Source organism: Streptomyces chlorus, assembly GCF_042655885.1.
In the GTDB taxonomy this organism is placed as follows: domain Bacteria; phylum Actinomycetota; class Actinomycetes; order Streptomycetales; family Streptomycetaceae; genus Streptomyces; species Streptomyces chlorus.
Window position 1 is genome coordinate 81,024 of the sequence record NZ_JBHSOA010000025.1, and the last position, 12,827, is coordinate 93,850.

The following is a 12,827-nucleotide window of genomic DNA, read 5'->3' on the forward strand; positions in this document are numbered from 1 at the left end:
GCTACGGCAGCGCGAGCATTCGCTCCAGGGCCAGCTTGGCGAACTTCTCGGTCTCCCGGTCCACCTCGATGCGGTTGACCAGGTTGCCCTCCGCGAGGGATTCCAGGGCCCAGACCAGGTGGGGGAGGTCGATGCGGTTCATGGTGGAGCAGAAGCAGACCGTCTTGTCGAGGAAGACGACCTCCTTGCCCTCGGGAGCGAAACGGTTCGCCAGCCGGCGCACCAGGTTCAGCTCCGTGCCGATCGCCCACTTGGAACCGGCCGGAGCGGCCTCCAGTGCCTTGATGATGTACTCGGTCGACCCGACGTAGTCCGCCGCGGCCACGACCTCGTGCCGGCATTCGGGGTGGACCAGGACGTTGACGCCCGGGACGCGCTCGCGCACGTCGTTGACCGAGTCCAGGCTGAAGCGGCCGTGCACCGAGCAGTGGCCCCGCCACAGGATCATCTTCGCGGCCCGCAGCTCGTCCGCCGTCAGCCCGCCGTTCGGCTTGTGCGGGTTGTAGACGACGCAGTCCTCCAGGGACATCCCCATGTCCCGCACCGCGGTGTTGCGGCCGAGGTGCTGGTCGGGGAGGAAGAGGACCTTCTCGCCCTGCTCGAAGGCCCAGTCGAGGGCGCGCTTCGCGTTGGAGGAGGTGCAGATGGTGCCGCCGTGCTTGCCGGTGAAGGCCTTGATGTCGGCGGAGGAGTTCATGTACGAGACGGGGACGACCTGCTCGGCTATCCCGGCCTCGGTCAGCACGTCCCAGCATTCCGCGACCTGCTCGGCGGTGGCCATGTCCGCCATGGAGCAGCCGGCCGCGAGGTCCGGCAGGACGACCTTCTGGTCGTCGCCGGTGAGGATGTCGGCGGACTCGGCCATGAAGTGCACGCCACAGAACACGATGTACTCGGCCTGCGGGCGCGCGGCGGCCTCCCGCGCCAGCTTGAACGAGTCGCCCGTGACGTCGGCGAACTGGATGACCTCGTCGCGCTGGTAGTGGTGGCCGAGCACGAAGACCTTGTCCCCGAGCTTCTCCTTGGCGGCGCGGGCGCGTTCCACCAGATTCGGGTCGGACGGCGAGGGGAGGTCTCCGGGACACTCCACACCGCGCTCGCTCCTCGGGTCGGCCTCCCGGCCGAGGAGCAGCAGGGCGAGGGGCGTCGGCTGGACGTCGAGCTCCTGGGTCTGGGCGGTGGTCACGACACGCACCCTTTCTGTTCTGCGGCTCGCCGGTCCGTGTGGACCGGACCGGCGGGACTGGCGGGAGACCGATTCGACTTCTCGTCGAATTGACGCTATTTATCATAGCCGGTTCACGTCACTTTGACGACGGCCATAGCGTCCACGTGACATGAATCCCGGCGGCGGTCCGTTCATTCCCCCGGCCGGGCACGAATGGTCCCGGGGCGGTTTTCGGAGCGGTGTCCGGAAGGCGGCGGATGGACCGGTTTCCGCTCGCGGGGGCGTGTGCGAGCATGAAGACGGAGCCGAGAGAACACGTTCCCGGCCCGGAATGAATCCGCGGCCCCGACGGTTGCAACCGTCGGCAAGCAGTCTCCGTACAACCCGGGAGAGATGTAGATGTCCGTATCGGACGAGACCACCACCGTCACCGACGGCATCCTCGTGACCGAAGCCGCGGCGGCCAAGGTCAAGGCGCTGCTCGACCAGGAAGGCCGTGACGACCTCGCCCTGCGCGTCGCCGTCCAGCCCGGCGGCTGCTCCGGCCTGCGCTACCAGCTCTTCTTCGACGAGCGTTCCCTCGACGGCGACGTGGAGAAGGACTTCGACGGCGTGAAGGTCGTCACCGACCGGATGAGCGCCCCGTACCTGGGCGGCGCCACCATCGACTTCGTCGACACCATCGAGAAGCAGGGCTTCACGATCGACAACCCGAACGCCACGGGCTCCTGCGCCTGCGGCGACTCCTTCAGCTGAGCAGGCTCCGTCGCCGGTCCGGGACCCGTTCCCGGGCGGCACGGTGCACCACGAAGGCGGCGGTCCCATTGCAACGGGACCGCCGCCTTCGGGCTTTTCAGTCTCCCGTCACCGCTCCGAAGGCGCCGCGGGCAGCCGCGCACCGTCCTTGTGCAGCGGCACCGGCTCGCCGTCGGCGTCCACCACTGCGCGGGCGGCCAGCGGCGCGTCGAGCCGCACCGTCTGCTGGTACTGCTTGGCGATCAGGATGCAGACCTTGTCCGGCCAGGGCGTCTCGGTCACGGTGACCGTGACCCGGTCGCCGCGCTCGCTCGCCGTCGCCTCGTAGTCGGCACACACTCCGCCGATGAAGGTCACCGTCAGCTCGCTGCCCTCGGCGGTGTAGCCCTCGACGGCGACATCGCGCGCGGCCGGTGCCGAGGTCGGCCGGTCACCGTCCCCCGGCTTCGCCGGCTGCGTGCCGGTTTCCCCGGACCGTGCCCGCGGTGCGAGGTATTCCGGTTCGACCGCCGGGTACGTGACCGTGCCGCCGTCCTGCGCCTTCGTCGGCCGCACCTCGAACAGCCAGGACGGTACGAGCGCCTGCTGCCCGTCCACCGCGTGCGCGGCCAGCCCGAACACCGCCTTCTCGACGGTGACCGTGTCCTTGGCGGGCAGGGTCGTCGCCGTGGCACACGGCTCCTGCCGCGCCTGCCGGCCGTCGCTCTCCAGCGGTACGGGAGTGGCGCAGCCGCCGATCTCCGGGCGGCCACCGGCGCCCGGCGCCGTGTTCATCAGCTCCAGCGCCTCCGCGGCGCTCACGACGGGGTACGTGTCCGCCTTCACCGGCGCCGACAGTCGGCCACTGCCGCCGACCACCTCACCGCCGGCGCCGACGACCACCCCGGTCGTCCAGCCGTACGTCGGCAGCCCGCCGACCTCCGGCTGCGCGTTCACCACCCGCTTGACGCCCATGACCTGGCCGGCGTCGAGCTTCGCGTCGTCCTGGCCCAGCGCCTTCAGCACGGGCGCGGCGGCCTTCTTCGCGGCCTCCTCGCTCACCGCGGGGGTGTCACCGGCCGACGGGGCCCTGCACGTCTCGCCCTTGCCCGTGCAGGCGTCGGGGCCCGGCGTGTACCGGCTGAACGTCCAGGTGCCGGGGGCGCTGCGGTCCACCCGTAGCGTGGGCCCGCTGCCGTCCTTGCCGCCGATCCGCCAGGCATCGCTCTCCGCCACCGGCTTCCCGTCGACCCCGAGCGCCTTCGCGAGACCGGCCACCTGAGCCTCGGTGATCTGCCCCCGGGCGCGGTACACCGGCGCCGAGCCGGGACCCTCGGGGAGCGGGCCGTCAGCACGGTAGGTGGCGCCGTACGGGTTGGGCTCACCCGGCGCGATGCCGTGCGTCCCACCCTCGGCATAGGCGTCGAGGGTGAGCGGCGGGGGAGTGCCGTCCCCGTTCGCCCCCGGAGTCGTGCCGCCGCCCGACCCGCCGGAGGCACTGGCGGCGAGATACGCCCCGCCGCCCCCGACCAGCAGCACCGCCGCGGCCACCGCCGCGGCCAGCCCCGGCGACCGCCGCCGCCCGACGCCGTGACCGTCAGCGCCGCCGTGCGCGTCGCCGGGCCCCCCGCCCGCACCATGACCCCCACCGGTACGCCCCTCGCCCACGTCCGGTACCGCACCGTCGCCGACCCCGGACACCGGGTCGGTGGCGACCCGTGCGACGGAGGGCTCGGCCTCGGCCGCCCCCGATCCCGCGGCCGCCGAGGCCGGGGCCGACGACGCATCGGCACCCGGAGCCTTGATGGCCGAAGACCCGGCCTCCGGGCCTTCGGCCGCCGCTTCCCCGTCCTGGGCCGGGAGAGTGTGCGCGTGCTCGCTCCCGGCAGCCCGGTCCTCGCTACCGTCCGGCTTCGCGGTATCGGCCCCTGCGCTCCCGGCCGACAGGGCTCCGGGTGCCGCGCCTCCGGACTCGTCCCCCTGCGTCTTCTCGGGCCCGCTCTCCGGCGCCCGGGTCCTGCCCCCGTCCGTCTCCGAGGCATCACTCCCGCCGGCTGCGGCGTCCCGTACCGGGGTCTCGCCGCCGTCAGGCCGCGGAGCCTCGGGTTCCGTTCCGGGGGCTGTGCTCGCGTCCGAGGCCTTCGGCGCCGACAGCCCGGTGGCGTCGGCCGGTACGGAATCGGCCTGTGCGTCCTCGGTCCCTGGAGCTTCACTCCCGAGGGCTTCGCCCTCCGGCCGTCCGGCCCCGGCCGGCACGGCCTCTCCGGGCCCGCTCTCCGCGTCCCGCTCCTGAGCGCCGTCCGCCGCCGCGGGGCCGGTCGATGCGTCGTCGGTCCGCGCGGGGCCGACGGGGGCGTCGTCCGCCTCCGGGACCTCGGTCCCGGCCCGGACGGTTTTCGACGGCCCGTCGGCCGGGAGGGCGCCCTTGGACGGCTCGCTCTTCAGCGCCCGGTCGCCGTCGGCCTCGGCGTCCCCGGTGTCCCCTTCCGGCCCCCCGGCCCCGTCCGTCTCCGAAGCGGGCGCTTCGGGGGAGGAGCCGGGCATGGCGGCGTCGTCCCGGGGCCGTCCGCCCTGCGGGGTGCTGTTTTCTGCGCCGTCGGCCGAAGCGCCCCCGGTGTCGCGCGCGCTGCCGAAGGCGTGTGCCTCGGCGTCGTCGTTGTCGGGTCGCTCGGTGTTCACCGCATCGCTCCTTCTGCTGCACAGCTGTCCCTGAAGACCCTGCCCGGTCACACCGGGACTGCTGACGGGTCGTATCCCGCATCCCCTTTACGGGGGACAGCGATGGGACGCAACGGAGGAGCGCACGGTTCCCCGGGCGCCGAGCCGGCCGCAGAAGAAACTCGGCTCAGTCGCCGTACTCCGACATCTCGTCCAGCAGACGGGCCGAGGACGAGGGGACGGACACGCCGTGGATCAGGGACGGGGAGACCGGGCGGGCGGCGCCCCGGTCCGGTGCCGTCCAGCGGGGAGCCATCCGGGCGCAGTCGCCGCGCAGCGACGCGAGGTCGCCTTCGAGGTCGGCCTGAGTGGGGGCGTGGACCTTGAGGTTCGTCATATCGGCACCGTATGCATGCCGCAGGTCACGAAGAAAGATCTACTATCGGGTAGTTTTGTCGGGCTTCATCGAGCGGCCCCCACCAGATAGCGTGGACTGCCAATCCCCCTCCCTCAGGAGAGTCCACGCCGTGCGCATCGCAGTCACCGGCTCCATCGCCACCGACCACCTCATGACCTTCCCCGGCCGCTTCGCCGACCAGCTCGTCGCGGACCAGCTGCACACGGTCTCGCTGTCCTTCCTGGTCGACACCCTCGATGTACGCCGGGGCGGCGTGGCCGCGAACATCGCCTTCGGCATGGGCCAGCTCGGCACCCGGCCGATCCTGGCCGGCGCCGCGGGCTTCGACTTCGACGAGTACCGGGCCTGGCTGGAGCGGCACGGCGTCGACACCGGATCCGTCCGTATCTCCGAGACGCTGCACACCGCCCGCTTCGTGGTCACCACGGACACCGACCACAACCAGATCGGCTCCTTCTACACGGGCGCGATGAGCGAGGCCCGGCTGATCGAGCTGAAGACCGTCGCCGACCGCGTGGGCGGCCTCGACCTGGTCCTCATCGGCGCCGACGACCCGGAGGCAATGCTCCGCCACACCGAGGAGTGCCGCTCCCGGAGCATTCCGTTCGCCGCCGACTTCTCCCAGCAGATCGCCCGGATGAACGGGGAGGAGATCCGGATACTGCTGGACGGGGCGACCTACCTCTTCTCCAACGAGTACGAGAAGGGGCTCATCGAGAGCAAGACCGGCTGGACCGACGCCGAGATCCTCGCCAAGGTCGGCCACCGCGTCACCACCCTCGGCTCCCGCGGCGTGCGCATCGAGCGCGCCGGCGAGGGCCCCATCGAGGTCGGCTGCGCCCAGGAGGAGCGCAAGGCGGACCCGACCGGAGTGGGCGACGCCTTCCGCGCCGGCTTCCTGTCCGGACTGGTCTGGGGCGTCTCGCTGGAGCGTGCCGCGCAGGTGGGCTGCATGCTCGCCACCCTGGTCATCGAGACCGTCGGCACCCAGGAGTACCAGTTGCGCCGCGCCCACTTCATGGAGCGCTTCGCCCAGGCCTACGGCGACGAGCCCGCGGCCGAGGTGAAGAAGCACCTGGCCTGACACACCGGCGGTTCACGAACCGCGGGGGTTCATGAGCCCCCGCGGTCAGTAAGCCTCGCGGTCAGTAAGCCTCGCGGTCAGTAAGCCTCGCGGTCAGTAAGCCTCGCGGTCAGTAAGCCTCACAGCCCTGAAACCTCGAGGTCCTGAAGCCCTGCGGACCCAATCCGCCGGACCGAACCCGCGTGGTCCTGAACCCGCGCGGACCCGAACCTTCGGGGCCCCGAACCTTCGTGGCCCCGAACCTCCGCGGACCCGACCCCCGGCGGTTCATGAGATCCGGCGGACCACATAGGCCGAGCCCCGGTCCGCCGGTTCCTCACCCACGTACTCCTGCTCGCGCATCTCGCACCACGCCGGGATGTCCAGCCGGGCCGCCTCGTCGTCCGCGAGGACCCGTACCGTGCCGCCCACGGGCACGTCGCCGATCACCCGGGCCAGCTCGATCACCGGGATCGGGCACCGCCGGCCCAGTGCGTCCACGACCAGCGCGTCCACGGCCGGAGTGTCCACCACCGGCGCATTCACGGCCGGGGCGCCGCTCTGCTCGTCGCCCCGCTCCGCGCCCCGTACGCCCCCGGCCGGCACCGGTGCCCCCAGCTTCTCCCGTACCCCCGCCACCACCCCCGGCAGGACCGTCAGGAACCGCTCGACGTCCTCGGCCGGTGTCCCCGGCGGCAGCGAGACGCGGACGTTGCCCTCGCTCAGCACCCCCATCGCCCTCAGCACATGGCTCGGGGTGAGCGTGCTGCTCGTGCACGACGAACCGGACGACACGGAGAAGCCGGCGCCGTCCAGCTCGTGCAGCACCGTCTCCCCGTCGACATAGAGACAGGAGAAGGTGACGATCCCCGGCAGCCGCCGCTCCGGATCGCCGGTCACCTCCACGTCCGGCACCAGCGCGGGCACTCGCGTCCGGATCCGCTCCGTCAGTTCCCGCAGCCGGGCCGCCTCCTCGGCCGCCTCGGCACGCACCGCCCGCAGCGAGGCCGCCGCGGCCACCACCGCCGGGATGTTCTCGAACCCGGCCGCCCGTCCCGACTCCCGCTCGTCCAGCGGCCCCCGGGGAGCGAACCGCACCCCCTTGCGCACCACGAGCAGCCCGACACCCGACGGGCCACCCCACTTGTGGGCGCTCGCCGTGAGCAGCGACCAGTCGCCCGCCACCGGCCCCCAGCCCAGCGACTGGGCCGCGTCCACCAACAGCGGCACACCCGCCGCCCGGCACGCCTCGGCGACCTCGGCCACCGGCTGCACCGTCCCCACCTCGTGGTTGGCCGACTGGAGACAGGCCAGCGCGGTGTCCGGCCGCAGCGACCCGGCGAAGGCGTCCGGAGCCACGGCCCCCGTGCGGTCCACCCCGACCTCGGTGACCGAACCGCCCTGCGCTTCGTGAACTTCAGCCGCATGGAGTACGGAAGAGTGTTCGACCGCTGACACGATCAGGTGGCGTCCGACGCGCCGCCGCCCGGCCAGCGCACCCTCGATCCCGGCGTGCACCGCCCGGGTGCCGGACGGGGTGAACACCAGCTCGTCCGGGCGGCATTCCACCGCCTCCGCCGCAGCCTGGCGCGCCGCGTCCAGCAGCAGCCGGGCCCTCCTGCCCTCCCGGTACAGCCGCGCCGGATCGGCCCACCCCTCGTCCAGCGCGGCCAACAGGGCCTGACGGCCGACGGGATGGAGCGGAGCGGCGGACGCGGCGTCGAAGTAGGCCATACGACAACGGTAAGCCGCGGGCGGGGAGGGCGAGGGGATGGGGAGGGGCGAGGGGACGGGCGCCCGGCCACGGCTCGGGGGCACCTCCCACGCCCTTCAGGCAGTGGGGAAGGCCGGCGCACGAGCACCCCGGAGCCCTTTATGCCTGCCGTGCCAGGCCGTTGCCACCGCACAAGCCGCACTCCTGGCCATTGGGTACGCCTTCCCCACCCCTTCGGGGTGACGGGCGGCGCGTATGACCCCCTCCCCGCGACCCCCCGGAAGGCGTCGGCTAGGGTTTGGTCCGCATAAACATCCAAACCCCTGCCCGACGCAGGGCGGCGACCGACCAGCGAGAAGGCCAGGCCGCAGCCGTACAGCGCGGGCGAGACTCTCGGGAAGGCGCTACGTGAGTCCCAACGGCTCCGACCGCTCGCCGCGGCGCCCGACGCGGCGGAAGCTGCTGCAGGCACTGACCGCGGGCCTGGTCCTGGCAACCGCCACCGGTTGCACATGGGAGGACTTCCCCCGCCTTGGTATGCCCACCCCCACGTCAGAGGGGGCCGAGCGAATCCTCTCCCTGTGGCAGGGATCCTGGGCCGCCGCGCTCGCCATCGGCGCGCTGGTGTGGGGCCTGATCCTGTGGAGTGCTTTCTTCCACCGGCGCAGCCGCACCAAGGTCGAGGTACCTCCGCAGACCCGGTACAACATGCCCATCGAGGCGCTGTACACCGTGGTTCCGCTCATTATCGTGTCGGTCTTCTTCTTCTTCACGGCCCGGGACGAGTCCGAGCTGATGAAGCTCGAGAAGCCCGACGTCACCGTCAACGTCGTCGGCTTCCAGTGGAGCTGGTGCTTCAACTACATCGAGAACGTCGAGGGTTCCACCGGCGACGCGAAGACCTCCAAGGAACTCGACGCGATCCCGGACCGCTACAAGGATGCCTTCCCGGCCGACGCCGGCGGTGTCAACGACTGCGGTACCCCCTCCACGCGGAACCCGCAGACGAACAACCCGGGCCCCACCCTGTGGCTGCCCGAGGGCAAGCGGGTCCGGTTCGTCCTGACCTCGCGCGACGTCATCCACTCCTTCTGGGTGGTGCCGTTCCTGATGAAGCAGGACGTCATCCCGGGCCACACCAACGCCTTCGAGGTGGTCCCCAACCGTGAGGGCACCTTCCTCGGCAAGTGCGCCGAGCTCTGCGGCGTGGACCACGCCCGGATGCTGTTCAACGTGAAGGTCGTCTCCCCCGAGCGCTACGAGCAGCACCTCAAGGAACTCGCCGAGAAGGGGCAGACCGGTTACGTTCCCGCCGGCATCGCGCAGACGAGCCACGAGAAGAACCGGGAGACGAACAACCTGTGAGCATCCTCAACGAACCCCAGGGTGCCGCGGCTGCTGTGGACTCCTACGAGAGCGAGCAGCCGGTCCGGCGCAAGCAGCCCGGCAGCGTGGTCGTCAAGTGGCTGACGACCACTGACCACAAGACGATCGGCACGCTGTATCTGGTGTCGTCGTTCGTGTTCTTCTGCATCGGTGGCGTGATGGCGCTCGTCATGCGCGCCGAGCTGGCCCGGCCGGGCCTGCAGATCATGTCGAACGAGCAGTTCAACCAGGCGTTCACGATGCACGGCACGATCATGCTGCTGATGTTCGCGACGCCGCTGTTCTCCGGTTTCGCGAACTGGATCATGCCGCTCCAGATCGGCGCGCCCGACGTCGCCTTCCCGCGGCTGAACATGTTCGCCTACTGGCTGTACACGTTCGGCTCGCTGATCGCGGTCGGCGGGTTCCTCACCCCGGACGGGGCCGCCAGCTTCGGCTGGTTCGCCTACTCCCCGCTGTCGGACGCCATCCGCTCGCCGGGTATCGGCTCCGACATGTGGATCATGGGCCTGGCCCTCTCCGGCTTCGGAACGATCCTCGGTGCGGTCAACTTCATCACCACGATCATCTGCATGCGCGCTCCCGGCATGACGATGTTCCGTATGCCGATCTTCACCTGGAACGTGCTGCTGACCGGTGTGCTGGTCCTGCTCGCCTTCCCGGTGCTCGCGGCGGCGCTGTTCGCGCTGGAGGTGGACCGCAAGTTCGGGGCCCACATCTTCGACGCGGCCAACGGCGGGGCGCTGCTCTGGCAGCACCTGTTCTGGTTCTTCGGCCACCCCGAGGTGTACATCATCGCGCTGCCGTTCTTCGGCATCGTCTCCGAGATCATCCCGGTCTTCTCCCGCAAGCCGATCTTCGGCTACATGGGTCTGATCGGCGCGACGATCGCGATCGCGGGTCTGTCGGTGACGGTGTGGGCGCACCACATGTACGTCACGGGCGGTGTGCTGCTGCCGTTCTTCTCGTTCATGACCTTCCTGATCGCGATCCCCACCGGGGTGAAGTTCTTCAACTGGGTCGGGACCATGTGGAAGGGGTCGCTGAGTTTCGAGACACCGATGCTCTGGTCGGCGGGCTTCCTGGTCACCTTCCTCTTCGGTGGTCTCACGGGCGTCATCCTGGCCTCGCCGCCGCTGGACTTCCACGTCTCGGACTCGTACTTCGTGGTGGCGCACTTCCACTACGTGGTGTTCGGCACCGTCGTCTTCGCGATGTTCGCCGGATTCCACTTCTGGTGGCCGAAGTTCACCGGCAAGATGCTCGACGAGCGGCTCGGGAAGATCACCTTCTGGACGTTGTTCGCCGGATTCCACGGCACGTTCCTGGTCCAGCACTGGCTGGGTGCCGAGGGCATGCCGCGCCGTTACTCCGACTACCTGGAGGCCGACGGCTTCACCGCGCTGAACACGGTCTCGACCATCGCGTCGTTCCTGCTCGGCCTGTCGATGCTGCCGTTCCTCTACAACGTCTGGAAGACGGCCAAGTACGGCAAGAAGGTCGAGGTCGACGACCCGTGGGGCTACGGCCGTTCGCTGGAGTGGGCCACCTCCTGCCCGCCGCCGCGCCACAACTTCCTCACCCTGCCGCGGATCCGCAGCGAATCCCCGGCGTTCGACCTGCACCACCCGGAGATCGCCGCGCTCGACCAGTTGGAGAACGCCGGTCACGGTGAGAAGGTCCTCTCCGGCGGCAAGGAGGCCGGCAAGTGAAGATCCAGGGCAAGATGTTCATCTGGCTGAGCGCCTTCCTGCTCGTCGTGGCGGTCGTCTACGGCGTGTGGTCGAAGGAGCCGGCCGGCACCACGGCCCTCTTCCTGGCCTTCGGCCTGAGCATCATGGTCGGCTTCTACCTGGGCTTCACCGCCCGGCGGGTCGACGTGGGTCCTCAGGACAACAAGGAGGCGGACGTCGCCGACGACGCCGGCGAGGTCGGGTTCTTCAGCCCGCACAGCTGGCAGCCGCTCGGTCTCGGCCTCGGTGCCGCGGTCGCCTTCCTGGCCGTCGCCGTCGGCTGGTGGCTGATGTACTTCGCGGCACCGCTGATCCTGCTCAGCCTCTGGGGCTGGGTCTTCGAGTACTACCGCGGTGAGAACCGCACCCAGTAGTACGCGCCAGTAATACGGGCGACCCGCGCAGGGCCCGGACACTCCGCCAGGATGGTCCGGGCCCTGCGTCGCGTCCGGCCGCACCGAGCATCACTCGTTCGAGTGCTCCAGCGCGCCACGGTTGACGAGATTACCTAGCGTGAGGTCATGAGATGTGATCCCCGAAACCGCATTGCCGTCGGCTGCACGCTGCTGGTGATCGCCCTCGGTGCGGGCGTCACCGGCTGCTCCTCCGGCGGTGACCCGCTGTCCGCCGAGCCCTATGACGCCGCGGACCGGATCAGCTTCAGCGGTCCCTCCGAAGGGAAGAAGGCCGACCCGGACAAGTCCCTGGAGATCGTCGCCGAGGACTCCGACGGGCGCATCACCGACGTCACGGCAGTGGACGCCGCGGGCCGCCACGTGGTGGGCGAACTCGCCGCCGACGGCAGCCGCTGGCACAGCATCTCCCCGCTGGTCGCCGAGGCCGACTACACGGTCCGGGTCAGCACCGAGGACGAGGGCGGGGCGCGGGGCCGCAAGGTCCTCAGCTTCACCACGGGCAAGCCCACCGCCGCCAAGAGCCTCGGCGTCACCTTCGGCCCCGGGGCGGGCACCTACGGCGTCGGCCAGCCGCTCACCGCCGAACTGACCGCGCCGGTCCGGGCCCCCGCCCAGCGCGCCGTCGTGGAGCGCGGCCTGAAGGTGTCCTCCACGCCCGCGGTGGACGGCGCCTGGCACTGGGTGAACGACAAGTTGCTCCACTTCCGCCCGAAGAACTACTGGCCCGAGAACGCCACCGTCAGGATGCGCAGCAACCTGGAGGGCATCGGGATCGGCGACCGGCTGAGGGGCGGCAAGACCGCACCAGTGACCCTCAGGATCGGAGACCGGGTCATAGCCGTCACCGATGTCGCCGCGCACCGGTTGACCGTGCACAAGAGCGACGAGGAGATCAGGACGATTCCCGTCACCGCCGGCAAGGCCGGCTTCGAGACCCGCAACGGCGTCAAGGTCGTCCTCGCCAAGGAACGCTTGGTACGTATGCGCAGCAGCACCGTCGGCATCGCCGAGGGCTCCGCCGAGTCGTACGACATGGACGTCAACTTCGCCACCCGGGTGACCTGGAGCGGCGAGTACGTGCACGCCGCCCCCTGGTCCGTCGGCTCCCAGGGCTACGACAACGTCAGCCACGGCTGCGTCGGCATGAGCACCGACGACGCCAAGTGGTTCTTCGACACGTTCAGGCCGGGCGACCTCGTCGAGGTCGTCAACTCGGGCGGCACCACCATGGAGCCGTTCGGCAACGGCTTCGGCGACTGGAACCTCAGCTGGGCCCAATGGCGCGAGGGCAGCGCCCTGGTGGGCGGCACCGGGGCCGGTCCCGCCCCCGAGGAGAAGGCACGCCTGCGCCCCCAGCCGGCGTGATCCGCCGGAGACGCGGGGGCCGGCACGCCCTCACCCCAGCTCTTCGAGCAGGGGGTGCCCCCAGCGGCGTTGTCGTCACCGGCCGACTCCCCACTCTCGGCTTCGCTCGAGGGGGGGACCCCATGAGCGGGAGGGCCCCATCGCTCCGCGCCGACTTCCTCCTCCGCCTTG

Annotated in this window: 10 protein-coding genes; 6 read left to right on the forward strand and 4 right to left on the reverse strand. The window is 70.8% G+C overall.

All coding sequences use genetic code 11. The features are described from left to right. Window position 1: 1 nt before the first annotated feature. Window positions 2-1,186 (reverse strand): quinolinate synthase NadA, encoded by a 1,185-nt coding sequence (gene nadA / locus ACFPZI_RS11925; RefSeq protein WP_381361972.1) that lies wholly within the window; start codon window positions 1,184-1,186, stop codon window positions 2-4. Window positions 1,187-1,567: 381 nt separating this feature from the next. Here nadA and ACFPZI_RS11930 point away from each other — a divergent pair, with 381 nt between their 5' ends. Beyond that, window positions 1,568-1,924: a HesB/IscA family protein gene (locus tag ACFPZI_RS11930; RefSeq protein ID WP_055574575.1), complete on the forward strand. Its 357-nt coding sequence runs from the start codon at window positions 1,568-1,570 to the stop codon at window positions 1,922-1,924. A 108-nt stretch (window positions 1,925-2,032) separates the two neighbouring features. Here the strand turns inward: ACFPZI_RS11930 and ACFPZI_RS11935 are convergent, their stop codons facing one another. Together ACFPZI_RS11935 and ACFPZI_RS11940 are read right to left on the reverse strand one after the other, a co-directional pair. Further along, the gene (locus ACFPZI_RS11935; RefSeq protein WP_381362921.1) at window positions 2,033-3,571 is read right to left on the reverse strand and encodes a hypothetical protein; all 1,539 of its coding nucleotides are present in this window, start codon (window positions 3,569-3,571) and stop codon (window positions 2,033-2,035) included. Between the two features lie 1,177 nt (window positions 3,572-4,748). Continuing rightward, the gene (locus ACFPZI_RS11940) at window positions 4,749-4,958 is read right to left on the reverse strand and encodes a hypothetical protein (protein WP_381361975.1); all 210 of its coding nucleotides are present in this window, start codon (window positions 4,956-4,958) and stop codon (window positions 4,749-4,751) included. A 130-nt stretch (window positions 4,959-5,088) separates the two neighbouring features. Here ACFPZI_RS11940 and ACFPZI_RS11945 point away from each other — a divergent pair, with 130 nt between their 5' ends. Beyond that, window positions 5,089-6,063, forward strand: a complete 975-nt coding sequence (locus ACFPZI_RS11945; protein ID WP_381361978.1) for a carbohydrate kinase family protein — start codon at window positions 5,089-5,091, stop codon at window positions 6,061-6,063. A 267-nt stretch (window positions 6,064-6,330) separates the two neighbouring features. Here the strand turns inward: ACFPZI_RS11945 and ACFPZI_RS11950 are convergent, their stop codons facing one another. Beyond that, on the reverse strand, window positions 6,331-7,776 hold the full coding sequence (locus ACFPZI_RS11950; RefSeq protein WP_381361980.1) for a cysteine desulfurase/sulfurtransferase TusA family protein: 1,446 nt from the start codon (window positions 7,774-7,776) through the stop codon (window positions 6,331-6,333). A 388-nt stretch (window positions 7,777-8,164) separates the two neighbouring features. On the opposite strand from ACFPZI_RS11950, the gene ctaC reads away from it, so the two are divergent. The 4 genes from ctaC (at window position 8,165) to ACFPZI_RS11970 (ending at window position 12,656) form a co-directional block, all read left to right on the forward strand. Next, window positions 8,165-9,121 (forward strand): aa3-type cytochrome oxidase subunit II, encoded by a 957-nt coding sequence (ctaC, locus tag ACFPZI_RS11955; protein ID WP_381361983.1) that lies wholly within the window; start codon window positions 8,165-8,167, stop codon window positions 9,119-9,121. Continuing rightward, window positions 9,118-10,854, forward strand: coding sequence for an aa3-type cytochrome oxidase subunit I (gene ctaD, locus ACFPZI_RS11960; RefSeq protein ID WP_381361986.1), 1,737 nt, complete (start codon window positions 9,118-9,120; stop codon window positions 10,852-10,854). The genes ctaC and ctaD overlap by 4 nt, the downstream gene beginning before the upstream one ends. Continuing rightward, entirely contained in the window at window positions 10,851-11,249 is a 399-nt protein-coding gene (locus tag ACFPZI_RS11965; protein ID WP_381361988.1) for a cytochrome c oxidase subunit 4, read from the forward strand. Before ctaD ends, ACFPZI_RS11965 begins: the two co-directional genes overlap by 4 nt. A 147-nt stretch (window positions 11,250-11,396) precedes the next feature. Further along, entirely contained in the window at window positions 11,397-12,656 is a 1,260-nt protein-coding gene (locus ACFPZI_RS11970; RefSeq protein WP_381361990.1) for a L,D-transpeptidase, read from the forward strand. Window positions 12,657-12,827: the final 171 nt, after the last annotated feature.